14 protein-coding genes are annotated in these 17284 nt (G+C 61.1%); 6 read left to right on the forward strand and 8 right to left on the reverse strand.

Annotated elements, in window-relative coordinates:
* Positions 1 to 10 precede the first annotated feature (10 nt).
* Together U3654_RS09460 and U3654_RS09465 are read left to right on the forward strand one after the other, a co-directional pair.
* The gene (locus tag U3654_RS09460) at positions 11 to 589 is read left to right on the forward strand and encodes a nitroreductase family protein (RefSeq protein WP_324755090.1); all 579 of its coding nucleotides are present in this window, start codon (positions 11 to 13) and stop codon (positions 587 to 589) included.
* Positions 586 to 1290 carry an EI24 domain-containing protein gene (locus U3654_RS09465; protein ID WP_324755261.1) on the forward strand — a complete coding sequence of 235 codons (705 nt, stop codon included), beginning with the start codon at positions 586 to 588 and terminating at the stop codon, positions 1288 to 1290. The genes U3654_RS09460 and U3654_RS09465 overlap by 4 nt, the downstream gene beginning before the upstream one ends.
* Here U3654_RS09465 and U3654_RS09470 read toward each other — a convergent pair.
* Together U3654_RS09470 and mce are read right to left on the reverse strand one after the other, a co-directional pair.
* Positions 1241 to 1540 carry a DUF1467 family protein gene (locus tag U3654_RS09470; protein WP_324755091.1) on the reverse strand — a complete coding sequence of 100 codons (300 nt, stop codon included), beginning with the start codon at positions 1538 to 1540 and terminating at the stop codon, positions 1241 to 1243. The two genes, U3654_RS09465 and U3654_RS09470, sit on opposite strands and share 50 nt — an antisense overlap.
* Positions 1540 to 1944, reverse strand: a complete 405-nt coding sequence (gene mce, locus U3654_RS09475; RefSeq protein ID WP_324755092.1) for a methylmalonyl-CoA epimerase — start codon at positions 1942 to 1944, stop codon at positions 1540 to 1542. Before mce ends, U3654_RS09470 begins: the two co-directional genes overlap by 1 nt.
* Positions 1945 to 2142: 198 nt before the next feature.
* On the opposite strand from mce, the gene U3654_RS09480 reads away from it, so the two are divergent.
* Together U3654_RS09480 and U3654_RS09485 are read left to right on the forward strand one after the other, a co-directional pair.
* On the forward strand, positions 2143 to 2859 hold the full coding sequence (locus U3654_RS09480; RefSeq protein ID WP_324755093.1) for a response regulator: 717 nt from the start codon (positions 2143 to 2145) through the stop codon (positions 2857 to 2859).
* A 211-nt stretch (positions 2860 to 3070) separates the two neighbouring features.
* Entirely contained in the window at positions 3071 to 3790 is a 720-nt protein-coding gene (locus U3654_RS09485; protein WP_324755094.1) for a GNAT family protein, read from the forward strand.
* Between the two features lie 55 nt (positions 3791 to 3845).
* On the opposite strand, the gene aspS is transcribed toward U3654_RS09485, so the two are convergent.
* Positions 3846 to 5789 carry an aspartate--tRNA ligase gene (gene aspS, locus U3654_RS09490; RefSeq protein ID WP_324755095.1) on the reverse strand — a complete coding sequence of 648 codons (1944 nt, stop codon included), beginning with the start codon at positions 5787 to 5789 and terminating at the stop codon, positions 3846 to 3848.
* Positions 5790 to 6066: 277 nt separating this feature from the next.
* Between aspS and U3654_RS09495 the strand changes: the two genes are divergently transcribed.
* Positions 6067 to 7272 (forward strand): cyclopropane-fatty-acyl-phospholipid synthase family protein, encoded by a 1206-nt coding sequence (locus U3654_RS09495; RefSeq protein ID WP_324755096.1) that lies wholly within the window; start codon positions 6067 to 6069, stop codon positions 7270 to 7272.
* A gap of 54 nt (positions 7273 to 7326) precedes the next feature.
* Here the strand turns inward: U3654_RS09495 and U3654_RS09500 are convergent, their stop codons facing one another.
* Positions 7327 to 7968: an aminotransferase class IV family protein gene (locus U3654_RS09500; protein WP_324755097.1), complete on the reverse strand. Its 642-nt coding sequence runs from the start codon at positions 7966 to 7968 to the stop codon at positions 7327 to 7329.
* The gene (locus tag U3654_RS09505) at positions 7923 to 9050 is read right to left on the reverse strand and encodes an aminodeoxychorismate synthase component I (RefSeq protein ID WP_324755098.1); all 1128 of its coding nucleotides are present in this window, start codon (positions 9048 to 9050) and stop codon (positions 7923 to 7925) included. The genes U3654_RS09500 and U3654_RS09505 overlap by 46 nt, the downstream gene beginning before the upstream one ends.
* 226 nt (positions 9051 to 9276) lie before the next feature.
* Between U3654_RS09505 and carB the strand changes: the two genes are divergently transcribed.
* A complete protein-coding gene (gene carB / locus U3654_RS09510) occupies positions 9277 to 12579 on the forward strand; it encodes a carbamoyl-phosphate synthase large subunit (RefSeq protein WP_324755099.1) in 3303 nt (1100 codons plus the stop codon).
* 791 nt (positions 12580 to 13370) lie between these two features.
* Here the strand turns inward: carB and U3654_RS09515 are convergent.
* Genes U3654_RS09515 through U3654_RS09525 form a run of 3 tightly spaced genes read right to left on the reverse strand, consistent with a single transcriptional unit; the run spans position 13371 to position 17144 of the window.
* A complete protein-coding gene (locus U3654_RS09515) occupies positions 13371 to 15068 on the reverse strand; it encodes an ABC transporter ATP-binding protein (protein ID WP_324755100.1) in 1698 nt (565 codons plus the stop codon).
* Positions 15069 to 15074: 6 nt separating this feature from the next.
* Positions 15075 to 16175: an ABC transporter permease gene (locus tag U3654_RS09520; protein ID WP_324755101.1), complete on the reverse strand. Its 1101-nt coding sequence runs from the start codon at positions 16173 to 16175 to the stop codon at positions 15075 to 15077.
* A gap of 12 nt (positions 16176 to 16187) precedes the next feature.
* Positions 16188 to 17144, reverse strand: a complete 957-nt coding sequence (locus tag U3654_RS09525) for an ABC transporter permease (RefSeq protein ID WP_324755103.1) — start codon at positions 17142 to 17144, stop codon at positions 16188 to 16190.
* Positions 17145 to 17284: the final 140 nt, after the last annotated feature.

Below are 17284 nucleotides of genomic sequence, written 5' to 3' on the forward strand. Positions count from 1 at the left end.
GAGCCTTGCCATGCCGACCCCCCGCCCCGATGTGCTGAATTTCCTGGCCACCCGCCGTTCGCGCCCAGCCAAGACGCTGGGCCTGCCCGTGCCGGATCGCGCCGCGCTGATCCCGATGCTGGAAATGGCCGCGCGCAGCCCCGATCACGGCAAGCTGGAGCCGTGGCGCTTTGTCGTGCTGGAGCGCGCTGCGCTCTTGCGGCTGGCGCAATCGGTTCCGCGCTGCTCGGGTGCCAAAGGACACGACGGCGAGGCCATTGCCAAGGCGCAAAAGCAGTTTACCGACGCACATCTGGCCGTCGCCGTGATCGAGGTACAGCGCCCCTCGCCCAAGATCCCCGCCATTGAACAGACCTACTCCACTGGCGCTGTTTGCCTCGCGCTCTTGAACGCCGCGCTTGCCTCGGGCTGGGGCGCGAACTGGCTCAGCGGGTGGCCCAGCCATGACCGCGGCTTTACCGAAGGCTCACTGGACCTCGCGCCGAACGAACGGATCGCGGGCTTTATCCATATCGGCACGGAAACCACGGCCCCGCCCGAACGTCCCCGCCCCGACATTGCGGCGATCACAACTTGGGTGGCAGAGTGATTTTTTCCAGCTTTACCAAGGCGCTGAGCCAGATGGGTGATCCGCGCTTTCGCCGCGTGTTGATACTGGGGGTCGCGCTGACGGTTGCGCTGCTCTTTGCGGTCTATGCCATCGTCCTGCTCATGATATCATGGCTGACCGGTGAGGCGGTGTCGTTGCCATGGGTCGGCGAGGTGCGTTGGCTCGATGACCTGCTAGGCTGGACCAGTCTGGTGGCGATGATGGTGATGTCGATTTTCCTGATGGTGCCGGTCGCCACGGCGATCACCGGGCTGTTTTTGGACGATGTGGCAGCGGCGGTCGAGGCGCGCCATTATCCCGATCTGCCGCCGGTGCCGCGGATGCCCTGGATGGACACCATCCGCGATACGCTCGGTTTTCTGGGGGTGCTGATCGGTGCGAACCTGTTGGCGCTGATCCTCTATATCGCGCTGCCCTTCGGCGCTTTCGCGATCTTCTGGGCGCTTAACGGATTTCTGCTGGGGCGCGAGTATTTCCAACTGGCGGCGATGCGGCGTCTTGGCCGGGCGGGCGCACGCGATTTGCGGAGGCGCCACTGGCTGCGTATCTGGGGCGCCGGCGTGCTGATGGCGATCCCACTATCGATCCCGCTGGTTAATCTGGTGATCCCAATCCTGGGCGCTGCGACCTTTACCCACCTAGTCCACGCTCTTCGACCGGGCCAGGGCCGAACCGGGTAAAGAGGTCGATATCGGCCAGCGTGATCCGGCCCGTCAGGATGATCCAAGCGACCAGCGCCCAGATGACCAGAGCCACGGCTGTGGTGATCCACGCCTTTTTCTTCAGATTGTGATTTTCTGGCGATCCGTGATGGGTGCCGGGCACGATATTACCGGCCTCTCCCTGCGTCTGAAGGCGAATCGGAATCGCCACGAAAAATGTCATCACCCAGATGACTACATAAAGAACCACACCGGTGACGGGACCCATTAGACTTCCTCCAACTCGATGAGGCATCCGTTGAAATCCTTGGGATGCAGGAACAGGACCGGCTTGCCATGCGCACCGATCTTGGGGCTGCCATCGCCCAGCACGCGTGCACCGCTTGCGATCAGCCGATCGCGCGCGGCGGCAATGTCGTCGACCTCGTAGCAGACATGATGAATACCACCCGACGGGTTCTTGTCCAGAAAGCCGCGAATCGGGCTGGAATCGCCCAGCGGGTAAAGTAATTCGATCTTGGTATTGGGCAATTCGATGAAAACGACTGTCACTCCGTGGTCAGGTTCGTCCTGCGGCGCGCCCACTTCGGCGCCTAAAGCACCGCTATATTGTGCCATCGCGGCAGCGAGGTCGGGCACGGCAATGGCGACGTGGTTGAGGCGTCCGATCATGGCAGGTCCTTTATTCTATGGCTTTGATCAATGCTAAGCCCCGTTATGCGGCGCGCGCGCGGCGCTGGCAAGCGGCGCGACGTCGCATGGGTGCACGCCGCGAGCACGGCCCCGAAATTTCGCCGTAGATGTTAACCCTGCGTTAGCCAACTCTGCGTAACGCTGTTGTCAGAGATGCTGCCAACAGGAGAAACTAGCATGGACGATCTGCCCGCACTGACCCCCATCACCAATCCCACCGCTGCGCGCCCGCTACTGGGCATGACCGTTCTGGTGGTCGAAGACAGCCTTTACGCCTGCGACGCAATGCGGCTGATGTGCCTTCATTCGGGCGCGCGGATCCGACGCGCGGATTGCCTGCGCTCGGCGCGGCGACACTTGCAGGTCTATCGGCCCTCAGTGGTGATCATCGATCTGGGCCTGCCCGATGGTTCAGGTCTCGACCTGATTGCCGAATTGTCATCCGCCACCCCGCGCGTGACCTCGATCGTCGGTGCCAGCGGCATGGACGGCGCCGAAGACGGCGCGATCGCGGCGGGTGCAGACGGATTTCTGGCCAAGCCGCTAACCAATCTCGGCGTCTTTCAGCAGACCATCCTCGCCACCCTGCCTGAGGAACGTCAACCGCACGGTCCGCGCATTGTGCGCAATGAGGATGTGCGCCCCGACCCGCTGGCTTACCGCGACGACATGGCGCATGTCTCGAACCTCCTGGATGAGCATTCCGAAGGCCCGGTGCTGGACTATATCGCGCAGTTTCTGGGCGGCGTCGCACGCGCGGCGGACGACGCGCAGCTGGCACAGGCAGCCGACGCATTGATCGCGCAGCGACGCGGCGGTGCGGCGCTCAATTCACGCATCGCGCAGGTGGCCGGCCTCGTGCAGGAGCGGCTGGCAAGTCGGGCGGCGATGTGACGTCGAGGCTGCACTAGTCCTGATGCTAAGTTGCGGGCCTGCTTTATAGTGTTATATGCGGGCCTTTGCGGCCCCGACATCGCCGCGCTGGAGCAGGACGTGTTTCCCGGCCGCGAGATGGGGCCCAATCCACGGCTCACACTCTAAAAAACCGCTTTCCCTGTGGCAGGTGGCGCTTATGATGGCCCCACCCAAGAAAGCGAGACCCCAGATGAGCGATCCCCGCCCGCGCGGCCCTGAGGTAGAGGGCTGGACCCCGCCGCCCGCGCCTGTCGATCTGCACCTTGACGGGCGTAATGTCCGGCTGGAGCCGCTGGATGCCGAGGCGCACGCCGCACTGCTCTTTCAGGCTTTTGACGGTCATGATGAGGTCTGGGATTACATGCCTGCCGGGCCGTTCGCCTCGTCCGCGCAGTTCCATCGCTGGATGCGGGACGTGACCGCGTCGCCCGACTACGTCTTTTTCGCAATCTATGACATCGCCCGCGAGGCTTACGGTGGCTTTGCCTCGTTCCTGCGTATCAAGCCGGGCGCCGGGTCGATTGAGGTCGGCTATATCGCCATGGCACCGCAGCTTCAGCGCACGATTGCCGCGAGCGAAGCGATGTATCTGATGATGAAATGGGCATTTGAGGCCGGATACAGACGTTATGAATGGAAATGCGACGCGCTGAACCTGCCCTCGCGCCGCGCGGCTGAGCGGTTGGGCCTGAGCTATGAGGGGGTTTTTCGGCAGGCGACGGTCGTCAAGGGGCGCAATCGCGATACCGCCTGGTTTGCTGCTATCGATGCTGAATGGCCCGCGCTGGACGAAGCGTTTCGCCTATGGCTGGACCCAGCGAATTTCGATGGCGAGGGGCGGCAGAGGTCGTCGCTCAGCGATCTGACACGCCTCGTGCGGGTATCCAGCGACCCGGCTTTGGCGCGCTGAAACGCTAAGGGCGAGAGCAGTGCCCTCGCCCGTTAATTGCTCAAATCCGCCGCGATCACTCTTGCGGGATGACGCGAAGGCCCAGTTCCATCAGTTGATCGGAGGTGGGCGCGCTGGGTGCGTTCATCATCAAATCTTCGGCGCGCTGGTTCATCGGGAACATGATGACCTCGCGGATGTTCGCCTCATCCGCCAGCAGCATTACAATCCGGTCGATGCCCGCCGCGCAACCACCGTGGGGCGGCGCGCCGTATTGGAATGCCTGCACGAGGCCACCGAACCGGCTGTGCACTTCGGCCTCGTCATAGCCTGCCTTTTCAAACGCGGCGATCATGATATCGAGGCGGTGATTACGGATCGCACCCGAGATCAGTTCGTATCCATTGCATGCCAGATCATACTGATATCCCAGCACTTTCAGCGGATCGCCTTGCAGCGCCTCAAGCCCCCCTTGCGGCATCGAGAAGGGGTTGTGCGAGAAGTCGATCTTGCCCGTCTCCTCATCGGCCTCGTACATCGGGAAATCGACGATCCACGCAAAGGCAAAGCGGTTTTCATCCGTCAGCTTCAGCTCATTGCCGATCTCGGCGCGCGCTTTGCCAGCCACACGCTCGAACGCGGAGGGCTTGCCACCCAGGAAGAACGCGGCGTCGCCGACGCCGAGGCCAAGTTGCTTGCGGATTTCCTCGGTACGCTCGGGGCCGATGTTTTTGGCCAGCGGGCCTGCTGCTTCATGTTCGCCAAAATAGGCATCAACTAGGAAAGCTGCCCTGTCATCTTTGCCATCTTTCAGAGCACGAATGATCTGGTTCTGGACGTCAGCAAGCACTGCATCCTCAATATCCATTGCCTCGCGTTCACCAGCACCGACAAGCATTGCTCTTATCTTTCTCCGCGTTGGGTCTTCATCGGAACGCTTCCGCCAGAAGATATACCCCATCCCCGGCAGGCCCTCCTTCTGCGCGAACGCATTCATCCGATCGCAGAACTTGCGCGACCCGCCACCCGGCGCGGGGATGGCGCGAATCTCGGTGCCCTCTTGCTCCAACAGCTTGGCGAAGATGGCAAAGCCGGAGCCTTCGAAATGCTCGGATACCACCTGCATCTTGATCGGGTTGCGCAGATCGGGCTTGTCGGTGCCATACCAGAGCGCGGAATCGGCGTAGCTGATCTGGGGCCATTCGGTGTCGACGGTGCGGCCCTCTCCGAATTCCTCAAAAATGCCCTGCACAACGGGCTGGATCGTGTCGAAAACGTCCTGTTGTTCGACGAAGGACATCTCGAGGTCAAGCTGGTAGAAATCCGTCGGTGAGCGGTCCGCGCGCGGGTCTTCGTCGCGGAAACACGGCGCGATCTGAAAGTATTTATCAAAGCCCGAGACCATGATCAGTTGCTTGAACAACTGCGGCGCTTGGGGCAGCGCATAGAACTGGCCCGGATGCTGACGCGACGGCACCAGAAAATCGCGCGCGCCTTCAGGGGAAGAGGCGGTGATGATCGGCGTCTGGTATTCGCGGAAGTTCTGATCCCACATGCGGCGGCGCATGGACGCCACAACGTCGCTGCGCAGGGTCATGTTGCGCTGCATCGCCTCGCGGCGCAGGTCGAGGTAACGATGCTTGAGCCGGGTTTCCTCAGGGTATTCCTGATCGCCGAACACCATCAGCGGCAGTTCTTTGGAGGCGCCCAGCACTTCGATGTCGCGGATGAAAACCTCAATCTCGCCAGTCGGCAGTTTGGGGTTGATCAATGCGTCGTCGCGCGCCTTGACCGTGCCGTCGATGCGGATGCACCATTCGCTGCGCACGGAGTCGACTTGTTCGAAAACAGGGCTGTCGGGATCGCAGATCAACTGGGTCATGCCGTAATGATCGCGCAGATCAACGAACAGAACCCCGCCATGATCGCGGATGCGGTGGACCCAGCCCGACAGGCGCACGGTGTCGCCCACGTTTGATTTGGTCAACTCGGCGCAGGTATGGCTGCGATAGGCATGCATTGGCGGATCCCCTCTGGCGGCCCCGCCGCGCAATGGGCTTGGGCTGGTCTGATCTGGCTTCGGGCCGATACACATGGCCCGCGTGCCAAAGTCAAGGGGCGCGGGATATTGCCCAAGGTAGCGCAAAGCGCAGGAAGGCATTTACAACACTCAATATTCAGGCAAACGTTTCATGACGTAGGGGAAACCTTATGGCATACTCAAACGTTAGGAACGTACGACATCTTTGTAAATTGTGGCGCTATTTGAGGCGCCGTTGGTATATTGGAGGTGCGACATGTGGATTAAGGCCCTTCACAGTTTTATGACATATATGGTCCAGCAGGGCCGCCTCAGCATAACCTATCCGGACGGCAACGTGCAGATCTACGAGGGGCAGAGCCCCGGCCCCAAAGTGGCAATAGCGCTGAACGATCCGGCCCTGCCCCGACGCATCGTGCTGTCGCCAAAAATGGGCATCAGCGAGGGGTATGTGGACGGGCGTCTAACCATCGAGAACGACGATCTGGAGGGATTTTTGCGCCTTTGCATCGGCAACATGGCGGCTCGGGGTGGTTTGAAAACGCACTGGCCGCTGGAAATGCTGCGCTATCTGGGGCGGCGTGCGGCACAATTCAATCCGGCCTCCCGTTCGCGCGCGAATGTGGCTCATCATTATGATCTGTCGGGCGCTCTCTATGATCTGTTCCTGGACGATGACCGACAGTATTCCTGCGCCTACTTCCCGCGCCCGGACATGACCCTGGAAGAGGCGCAAGACGCCAAGAAGGCGCATATCGCGCGCAAGCTATTGCTGCGCCCCGGAATGCGCGTGCTGGATATCGGCTGTGGCTGGGGCGGCATGGGCCTGACGCTGGCGCGTGATTACGACGCCAAGGTCGTCGGCGTGACCCTCAGCGAAGAGCAGCACAAGATCGCCGTGCAGCGCGCCAAGGATGCCGGGCTGGAGGACCGCGCCGATTTCAGGCTGATGGATTACCGCGACGTTGACGGTCAATTTGATCGCATCGTGTCGGTCGGGATGTTCGAGCATGTCGGCGTGCCGCATTACCGCGAGTATTTCGACAAGATTCGCGAGCTTCTGACGCCCGAGGGCGTCGCCCTAATCCACACCATCGGCCGGGCCGAGCCGCCGGGTACCACCAGCCCGTGGATTCAAAAGTACATCTTTCCGGGCGGCTATGTGCCGGCGCTCTCCGAGATGTCGCGCGCCGTCGAAAATGCCGGATTGATGCCCACCGACGTTGAAATCTGGCGCCTGCATTACGCTGACACGCTGCGCCACTGGTACAACCGCTTTATGCAAAACATCGACAAGGCGCGCGCACTATATGACGAAAGGTTCTGCCGCATGTGGCGCTATTACCTGTTGGCCAGTGAATTGACCTTCCGCCTTGGGCGGCAGGTGGTGTTTCAGATGCAACTGGCCAAGGCGCATGGTGCCGTCCCGCTCAGCCGCGACTACCTCTACCGGAGCAATTGAAGGTCTTGCGCAGAAATTTCCAAGCGTGTCCTGCGGCGGTATTTTAGCAAACAACTAGGCGAGGTCCGCGGGGATCAGGCCGCGCAGAGCATTGCCGACGTAGACGGCCTTGGCCTGCGCCAGATCCTGCGGCGTCAGGCGACTGGTGCGGGCGCGACGCGCGGCGATCAGTGCCTCGCGCCCGATGCCGGGCAGAAGGCCGCAGGCGCGCGGCGGTGTGAGGAGGATGCCGTCACCGGGATCGAGGTAGATGTTGGTGATGGTCCCTTCGCAGAGCGCGCCGCCGATATTGAGAAAGATGAATTCGTCTATTCCCTCAGGCAGCGCCGCGCGAGCATCGTCATAGAGGGCGCGCCGCGTCGTCTTGTGCTGTAACCACGGATCGGTCGGGTCCAGTCGTTCAGGATGGATTTGCACGCGCCAGCGTTTGCCGGGCGCGAGGGGCTGAAACGGGGTGCGGGTCAGCGCCGCGCGGCCCGATGCATCGACCGTCAAGCGCAGGCGCAGTGGCGTATCGGCGATAATAGTGGCCAGCGCCGCGTCGACGCCGACAGGCACAATGCCGAAATGGCGGGCCGAACGCGCGAGGCGAGCCATGTGGCGAGCGTGGTGCGCGATACCGGCGCCGGGCGTCCACAACATCGTCTCGATCAGGGCGAAGTCTGGACCAGCGGGCGGGCAAACCGGGTTTTCCACAGTGCCTCCTCATATTCGGACGCGGCGGTGCTGTCGTGGATGACGCCGCCGCCGACGTTCAACGTAACGCGTCCCGCATCCAGCAGCAGGGTCCGGATGGCAACATTGAATTCGCAGCGCCCATCCGGGGCCGCCCAGCCGATGCTGCCGCAATAGATGTCGCGCGGGGCCTCTTCCAGATCGGCCAGAACCTCCATCGCGCGCAGCTTGGGGGCGCCGGTGATTGACCCACACGGAAACAGCGCAGTGAGGGTCGCGGCGAGGCCGGTTCCGGGCGTCATCTGGCCTGCGATCAGCGAGGTCATCTGGTGCACTGTGCTGTAACTCTCGACGGTGAATAGCTCAGGCACGGTTACGCTGCCGGGGATACAAATTCGACTGAGATCATTGCGCAAGAGGTCGACGATCATCAGGTTCTCGGCGCGGTTCTTGTCATCGGTGGCTAAAAACTGGCGGCGGCGGGCATCCTCGGCCGCATCATCGCTGCGCGGCTGGGTGCCTTTCATAGGGCGCGTTTCGATCCGGCCATCTGCGTCGGTGCGAAAGAACAGCTCGGGCGAGCGTGACAGGATCGACGGGCCATTCTCCTGCTGCACCAGCGCACCAAAGCGCACCGGCTGGATCGCGGCGAGCGCGGCGTATAGCGCGGCGGGATCGCCAGTGACGGTGCCGGTCAGAGGAAAGGTGAGATTTGCCTGATAGAAATCGCCAGCACCGATATAGTCGTGGACCGTTTGAAACGCTCGCGCATAACGTTCGCGGTCCCAAAGCGGGGTCAGGTCCGACAGGCTCGCCTCACTCACCGGCAGATCGGGCGCTGCGACAGGTGTGCCGTATACTCCAAAGCACAGCAGCGGTAGTCGACGGTGCGGCGGCATCAGCGGCGCAAGGCGCGGCTCTAGCGCATAGCCCAGCTCATAGCTGGCATACCCTGCCAGCCATGCGCCCTCGGCGCGCGCGGCATCCAGCGCGGCGAGCGCGGCAGGTACATCTGCGGCATCCTCGGCCACGATCATCCGGCGCGGCGCCGCAAACAGACCCGCACTGTCGCCAATCGGCCCATGATCGAAGCGAATCTCCACCGGCGCCTCCCCGCGCGCTTGGTCCAGTGGCCGTCTACCTAATGCGCTGCGCGCGCAAAAAACAGGGGTAAACCGCCCGCGCCGCCGAACAGGCTGCCGCTAGGCCTTGCGCCGGGGCGCGGCATGGATATAACCGCCACCAATTTGCGCGCCCGCCGCACGCGCACCCTTAGCACGGCACCCGGCGGGCCTGCGCAGTCACAGCTGCCAAGCGGGGACACGGGCTATGCCAAAGCGCGACGATATCTCATCCATCATGATCATCGGGGCGGGCCCCATTATCATCGGGCAGGCTTGCGAGTTCGACTATTCCGGCGCTCAGGCCTGCAAGGCGCTGCGCGAGGAAGGGTATCGGGTGATCCTCGTCAATTCGAACCCGGCGACGATCATGACCGATCCAGGGCTAGCCGACGCCACCTATATCGAACCGATCACGCCTGAAATCGTCGCCAAGATCATCGAAAAGGAACGCCCCGACGCCCTGCTGCCCACCATGGGCGGGCAAACTGGCCTCAATACTGCGCTGGCAGTCGCCGACATGGGCGTGCTTGAGAAATTCGGCGTGGAACTGATTGGCGCGAACCGCGAGGCCATTGAGATGGCCGAGGACCGCAAACTGTTCCGCGAGGCGATGGACCGCCTCGGCATCGAAAACCCCAAGGCAACCATCGCCAACACCATGCAGGAATGCATGGATGCCATTGAATACGTTGGCCTTCCCGCGATCATCCGTCCCGCATTCACCCTAGGCGGTACGGGCGGCGGCGTGGCCTATAACCGCGACGATTACGAGCATTACTGCAAGACCGGCCTCGACGCGTCGCCCGTCAACCAGATCCTGATCGACGAGAGCCTGCTGGGCTGGAAAGAATTCGAAATGGAGGTCGTGCGCGACAAGGCAGACAACGCCATCATCGTCTGCGCCATCGAAAACGTCGATCCGATGGGCGTGCATACGGGCGATTCGATCACCGTCGCCCCTGCCCTGACCCTGACCGACAAAGAATATCAGGTGATGCGCAATCAAAGCATCGCCGTGCTGCGCGAGATTGGCGTCGAAACGGGCGGCTCGAATGTGCAATGGGCGATCAACCCCGCCGATGGGCGCATGGTGGTGATCGAGATGAACCCGCGCGTCAGCCGCTCTTCGGCACTGGCATCCAAGGCGACAGGTTTCCCAATCGCCAAGATCGCAGCCAAGCTGGCCGTTGGCTATACGCTGGACGAGTTGGACAACGACATCACGCAAGTGACGCCCGCCAGCTTTGAGCCGACAATTGACTATGTCGTCACAAAAATCCCGCGCTTTGCCTTTGAGAAGTTCCAAGGCTCTGAGCCGCACCTAACCACCGCAATGAAATCGGTCGGTGAGGTGATGGCGATTGGTCGCACGATCCACGAGAGCCTGCAAAAGGCGCTGGCGTCGCTGGAAACCGGCCTCACCGGCTTTGACGAGATTGCAATTGAGGGCGCGCCCGACAAGGACGCCGTCACCCGCGCGCTGGCCAAACAGACGCCCGACCGCATCCGCGTCATTGCGCAGGCGATGCGCCATGGCCTGAGTGACGACGATATCCACGTCGTCACCATGTTCGACCCGTGGTTTCTGGCCCGCATTCGCGAAATCGTCGACGCCGAAGAGGCCGTGCGCGCCAGCGGCTTGCCCGGTGATGAGGCGGGCTTGCGCCGTCTCAAGATGATGGGATTTACCGACGCGCGCCTCGCCACCCTCACAGGGACGGACGAAGCCGCTGTGCGCGCGACCCGGCGCGGCGTGGGCGTCACTGCCGTCTTTAAGCGGATCGATACGTGCGCAGCGGAATTCGAGGCGCAGACGCCCTATATGTATTCCACCTACGAGGCCCCGATGATGGGCGAGGTCGAATGCGAGGCGCGCCCCACGGATGCCAAGAAGGTCGTCATTCTGGGCGGCGGCCCCAACCGGATCGGGCAAGGGATCGAGTTCGATTATTGCTGCTGTCACGCCTGCTATGCGCTGTCGGATGCGGGCTACGAGACAATTATGATCAATTGCAACCCCGAGACGGTCAGTACCGATTACGACACCTCAGACCGCCTCTATTTTGAGCCGCTGACGTTCGAGCATGTGATGGAAATCCTGTCAGTCGAGCAGCAGAACGGCACGCTGCACGGCGTGATCGTGCAGTTCGGCGGGCAGACCCCGCTCAAGCTGGCCAATGCGCTGGAGGCCGAAGGCATCCCGATCCTAGGCACGTCACCCGACGCCATTGATCTGGCCGAGGATCGCGAGCGGTTTCAGGATCTGGTCAACCGCCTAGGCCTGAAACAGCCGGTGAATGGCATCGCCTCGACAGATGCGCAGGCCATTGCGATTGCGGAGAAAATTGGTTTCCCGCTGGTCATTCGCCCGTCCTATGTCTTGGGCGGGCGCGCGATGGAAATCGTGCGCGACATGCCCCAGCTAGAGCGCTACATCGCCGAGGCCGTCGTCGTTTCGGGCGACAGCCCTGTGCTGCTGGACAGCTATCTTTCGGGCGCGATCGAATGCGATGTGGATGCCCTCTGCGATGGCGAGAACGTGCATGTCGCGGGCATCATGCAACATATCGAAGAGGCGGGCGTGCACTCTGGTGACAGCGCCTGCTCGATCCCGCCTTACACGCTGGACGCCGAAATCATCGCGGAAATCGAGCGCCAGACCGTCGCGCTGGCCCGCGCGCTGAAGGTGATCGGCCTGATGAACGTGCAATTCGCGGTGAAGGACGGCGAGATCTACCTGATCGAGGTAAACCCCCGTGCCAGCCGCACGGTGCCGTTCGTCGCCAAGGCGACCGATAGCGCCATCGCCTCTATCGCCGCGCGCCTGATGGCGGGTGAGCCGCTGAGCAATTTCCCGCATCGCGGCGCCTATCCCAGTGGCGCGACACCCGGCAGCCTGCCGATGGCGGATCAGATGACGCTGGCCGACTACGCGATGCCGTGGTTTTCGGTCAAGGAGGCGGTCATGCCTTTCGCGCGCTTCCCCGGTGTCGATACGATCCTCGGCCCTGAAATGCGCTCGACCGGTGAGGTCATGGGCTGGGATGTAAGCTTTGCCCGGGCGTTCCTAAAGGCGCTGATGGGCGCAGGCGTGATCCTGCCGGAAAGCGGCGCGGTGTTCTTTTCGATCAAGGATTCCGACAAGACGGCGCAGATTATCGAAACGGCGCAGATCTTGACCGGCATGGGGTTCACCATCGTTGCGACGCGCGGCACGGCGGCGTTTCTGGCCGAACAGGGCATCGAATGTACGACCGTCAACAAGGTTTATGAGGGTCGGCCCAATATTGTCGACATGCTCAAGAACGGCGAGATCGCGTTGGTGATGAACACGACCGAAGGCGCGCTTTCTGTCGAGGACAGCCGCGAAATCCGCTCGGTCGCGCTCTATGACAAGATCCCCTACTTTACGACCGCTGCCGCCTCTCTGGCCGCTGCTCAGGCGATGCTGGCACGCTTGGAGGGCGATCTGACTGTGATGCCGTTGCAAGGACCGACAGCAGCGTAACGGATTTGCGCAGGTCCGGTTGGGTCGGGGCCTGCGCGATAGCTGTGACAAAAACGGCATCTGCGCGTGAGGCGAAATATTGTTGCGCTGTCACGCATTCCCATCGAATACTTTTTTAGCATAAAATCAATGTGTTGCGAAAAAAGGATAAAGCTATGCGCGCGGCAATCAACTGCCATGCAGCAAGTGCATATAATTATCTTTATTTCGGTATTGCTTTCCCAGAAAAGATAGGTATCTGCGGATCAGGGCATACTGATACGCCCACCAAGGCCTAAGCACAGCACGAGGAGGCACTCATGACCCGGGATCAACTAAACCGCGAACTTCGCATGCATAGCGCCACTTGGCCTGCTGTGCTTATTGTCTATGGCCTGATCGTCGGGACCATGGTCCTGTCCGCGATGTCGATTACATAGCAATCGACTTCTAAGACCTGACACACAGGCCCGGTCGAGTATCGTACCCGGCCGCTTAAAAAGTTTCAGCAGATGCATCGGCGGATGGGACCACTCATACGCCTCTACCCACTTTTGATCGGGGTTACGGAGCATCCCCGGTCCACCTGCAAAAAGCGATTACACCCATGACCAGAGATAAATTGAACCGTGAGCTGCGTGTGCGCAGCGCCAGCTTTCCCGCCGTGCTGATCGTCTATGCCATAATATTTGGCACGATGGTCCTGACCGGAATGACGATGGTCTGAACCGGGATTTGATCTGTTAGATACGCAAAAGCGGCGGATGGCATCCCCATCCGCCGCTTTTCATTTGTCCCGGTGTCTTGCCCAGTCAGGCGTCCGACGGCATGACCTTTTCGTCTTCGGGATTGATCTTGTCCGACGCCGCCTCGCCCAGATTTTCAAGGCCGCGCTCTTCCAGAAGGGTCGTCAGCCAGTCGGGGTCCATCTCGGGCACCGAGCTGAGCAGAAGGTCGGTATAGGGATGATGCGGGGGGCGGAACATCTCGTCCTTTGGTCCCTGCTCCACCACCTTGCCATGCTGCATGACTACCACCTCATCGGCGATTGATCGCACCGTAGCCAGATCATGCGTGATGAACATGTAGGCTAGGTTCAGCTCGTCCTGAAGGCGATCCAGCAGGCGCAGGATGCCTTCGGCGACCAACTGGTCCAGCGCGGATGTCACCTCATCACAGACGATAAAGCTGGGCTCGGCTGCCAGCGCGCGGGCGATACCGATACGCTGCTTCTGGCCGCCCGACAGCTCTGCTGGATAGCGGTTATAGTATTTCGATGGCTCCAGTTCGATCAGGTCCAGTAGCTCGTCCACGCGGTTTTTCAGCGCGCCGCCGGTGAGACCGGAATAGAATTTCGCTGGACGGCCAATGATTTCGCTAATCTTGACCTTGGGGTTCAGCGCCGTGTCGGCCGACTGATAGATCATCTGGCACTGGCGCAGCTGCTCTTTGTTGCGGTTGCGGTAGTCTGCCGGGAACGGTTCTCCCTTAAACAGTACCTCGCCCTTTTGCGGCGGCAGAAGCCCCGTGATGACCCGTGCGGTCGTGGATTTGCCCGAACCGGATTCGCCCACCACGGCGACAGTCATGCCCTCGTAGATGTCAAAGCTGACGTCATCGAGGATCTTGGGGCCCGACGCATAGGAGGCATCGACATTCTTGACCGAGATCAGGCAATCGCGGCCCTCACGCGTACGCTGAGGGGATTTAAAGCTGCGCACCGCCCAGAGGGATTTCGTGTATTCCTCCTTGGGATTGGCCAGCATTTCCTTGGTCGACGCCTCCTCGACCTCTTCGCCTTTGAGTAGGACCTTGATCGTGTCGGCCATCTGCGCGACCACGGCGAGGTCGTGCGTGATGTAGAGCGCGGCAGTGTCGAACTGATCGACGATATCGCGGATCGCGGCCAGAACCTCGATCTGGGTGGTGACGTCCAGCGCTGTCGTCGGCTCATCAAAGATGATGAGGTCTGGGCGGCACGACATCGCCATTGCCGTCATCGCACGCTGTAGTTGGCCGCCGGATACCTGGTGGGGATAGCGAAAGCCGATCTCGTCCGGGTTTGGCAGGCGCAGGCGGTTGTAGAGGTCGATCGCGTCCTCCTGCGCCTCCATCCGCTTTTTCAGGCGGTATTGCAGCGGCGCCTCGGTGTGCTGGTCGATGATCTTGTGCGCCGGATTGAACGATGCTGCCGCCGATTGCGCCACATAGGCAATACGCTTGCCGCGCAGGCCGCGCCGCTCGCCTTCGGTGGCGGTGGTCAGCTCCATCCCGTCGAACTCGATCGAGCTGTCCTCGGAAATGCGCGTGCCATCGCGGGCATAACCCATGGCGGCGGCACCGATGGTAGATTTGCCTGCACCGGATTCCCCAATCAGTCCCATCACCTCGCCGCGGTGCAGGGTCAGGTCGACACCCTTGATGATGTCGATCCAGGTTTCGTCCGTGTAGCCCTGAATTTTAAGGTTCCGGATTTTTAGCAGGATGTCTTTTTTCTTTTTCTCGGTCATTGTCGATTACTCCTTCAGACCGGAAGACCGGTGCAGCATCCAGTCCACCACGAAGTTGACCCCTACGGTCAGCAGCGCGATGGCGGCGGCCGGGATAAGCGGTGTGATTTCACCGAACGAGATCAGCGTCGCATTTTCGCGCACCATCGAGCCCCAGTCGGCCGTGGGCGGCTGAATGCCGAGGCCAAGGAACGACAGGCCCGCGACCAGCAGGAACACGAAACAGAACTCAAGGCCGAATTCAGCGATCAGTGGTGCGGTTGAGTTTGGCAGGATCTCGCGCCGGATGAGGTATCCGGTGCCTTCCCCGCGCAGCTTCGCAGCTTCGATATAGTCCATCACCACGACGTTGCCCGCGACCGCCCGTGTCAGGCGAAAGACGCGCGGCGCATAGATGATCGACACGGCGATGATGATCACCGGCATAGACGGGCCAAAGATCGACAGCATCAGAAGCGCAAAGATCAGCGACGGGATCGACATGATCACATCCGCGAACCGCGCAAGAAAGTTGTCGAGGAACCCGCCCCTGGTCGCGGCCAACAGGCCCAGGAAGGCACCCATGAAGAACGCCAGCAGCGTCGCCGTCAGCGCGAGACCAACCGAGTTGCGCGTGCCATAGATCAGGCGACTGAACATATCGCGGCCCAGTTGATCCGCGCCCAGCAGCATATTGGCATCCGCCGGCGCAAAGGCCGAACTGATGACCTCGGCCTCGCCGTGGGGTGCGATCCACGGGGCAAAAATACCCGCGATCGCGTAGACGAAAATCACGAACATGCCGAAGGCCGCGGTGAGGGGCGCGGTGCGCAATTCCTTGGCCAGCTCAGTCGAGGCGATCAGGATCAGGAATTCGCGGAACGCGTAGGAGATCATGGCCGCCATCGCGAGCACGAAAGAGACCATCGCGATCACCCACAGCGCGTGCACCCCCCCGACGATACCCACGACGATCGACACCAAGGTCAGCGAAAAGATCATCATGAACGGCTGGCGCTGGTTGTAATACGCCGACACACAAGAGGCGATGACGAGCACGGTGAAGTAGGTCAGCGCGAAGGTGATAGGTGCGAGGCCAAAGTATAAAAGGGCCGAAATATCTTCCATGTTTTCTCTCCCTTACTTCGGATGCCGCAGGCGCGGATTGGTCAGGATTGCGCCCACATCTGCTGCAAGATTGAGCAGGATGAAGGTTGCGGCGAAGATCAGGCAGCAGGCCTGCACGACCGGGAAGTCACGCTTGCTGACCGCATCGACCAGCGCCTGCCCGATGCCGGGATAGACGAAAACCACCTCGACCAGCACGACGCCTGTGATCAGATAAGCAAGGTTCAGCGCTACCACGTTGATGATCGGCGCCCACGCATTGGGCAGCGCATGGCGCACAATGACCTTCCAGGGCGGCGTGCCCTTCAGCTTGGCCATCTCGATATAGGGCGAGGCCAGCAGGTTGATGATTGCAGCGCGCGTCATCCGCATCATATGCGCGGTGACGACCAGAACCAGCGTCAGTGCCGGCAGGAATGTGCGGCTCAGCAACTCCCAGAAGGACATGCCGTCACTCAAGCTGGCGATTGCCGGGAACATGCCCCACTTGACCGAAAAGAACAGGATCAGGATATAGCCAAGGAAGAATTCCGGGCTCGAGATTGAGGTCAGCGTTAGCACGTTTGCCACCCGGTCAAAGATCGAGTTGCGCAGAAGCGCGACGATCACACCGAGGATGATGGCAAAGGGCACGGCGATGACGGCTGCATAGGTCGCAAGAAAAAGAGTGTTGCGGAAACGCTCGCCGATCACGCTCATTACGGTTTCCTGGGTGACGATGGACCGACCGAAGTCGAGCATCACCGCCCCTTTCAGCCATTCGAAATACCGAAACACTGCTGGATCGTTCAGGCCCATCTGTTCGCGCAGGTTCCTGACGTTTTCCTCGGTCGCTCCCTGGCCCAGAACAGCCTCGGCGATGTCGCCCGGCAGCAGTTCGACCATGAAGAAGATGATGACTGAAATCACGAGTAGTATGAACAATCCCAGACCGAGCCGTTTTGCAACGAGCCCAAGTATGTCTCCCATTTATCCCTCCTGCGGTTTTTTCGTTCTGTCACCGCTAACACGGCGAGACACAAATTAACAGTAATTCGCCATACTTGCTAAGGTGCCCTATGGGCGCATTACATTGATTTTGGCCCAAAATCCGGGGGTGTGGCGCGGTA

This window comes from Roseovarius sp. Pro17 (assembly GCF_035599575.1).
In the GTDB taxonomy this organism is placed as follows: Bacteria; Pseudomonadota; Alphaproteobacteria; order Rhodobacterales; family Rhodobacteraceae; genus Roseovarius.

Coding starts and splice junctions, on each gene's coding strand:
- U3654_RS09520 (WP_324755101.1), bottom strand. CDS start 16,175: ATGGAAGATATTTCGGCCCTTTTATACTTTGGCCTCGCACCTATCACC.
- U3654_RS09485 (WP_324755094.1), top strand. CDS start 3,071: ATGAGCGATCCCCGCCCGCGCGGCCCTGAGGTAGAGGGCTGGACCCCG.
- aspS (WP_324755095.1), bottom strand. CDS start 5,789: ATGCATGCCTATCGCAGCCATACCTGCGCCGAGTTGACCAAATCAAAC.
- U3654_RS09460 (WP_324755090.1), top strand. CDS start 11: ATGCCGACCCCCCGCCCCGATGTGCTGAATTTCCTGGCCACCCGCCGT.
- carB (WP_324755099.1), top strand. CDS start 9,277: ATGCCAAAGCGCGACGATATCTCATCCATCATGATCATCGGGGCGGGC.
- U3654_RS09495 (WP_324755096.1), top strand. CDS start 6,067: ATGTGGATTAAGGCCCTTCACAGTTTTATGACATATATGGTCCAGCAG.
- U3654_RS09470 (WP_324755091.1), bottom strand. CDS start 1,540: ATGGGTCCCGTCACCGGTGTGGTTCTTTATGTAGTCATCTGGGTGATG.
- U3654_RS09525 (WP_324755103.1), bottom strand. CDS start 17,144: ATGGGAGACATACTTGGGCTCGTTGCAAAACGGCTCGGTCTGGGATTG.
- mce (WP_324755092.1), bottom strand. CDS start 1,944: ATGATCGGACGCCTCAACCACGTCGCCATTGCCGTGCCCGACCTCGCT.
- U3654_RS09480 (WP_324755093.1), top strand. CDS start 2,143: ATGGACGATCTGCCCGCACTGACCCCCATCACCAATCCCACCGCTGCG.
- U3654_RS09515 (WP_324755100.1), bottom strand. CDS start 15,068: ATGACCGAGAAAAAGAAAAAAGACATCCTGCTAAAAATCCGGAACCTT.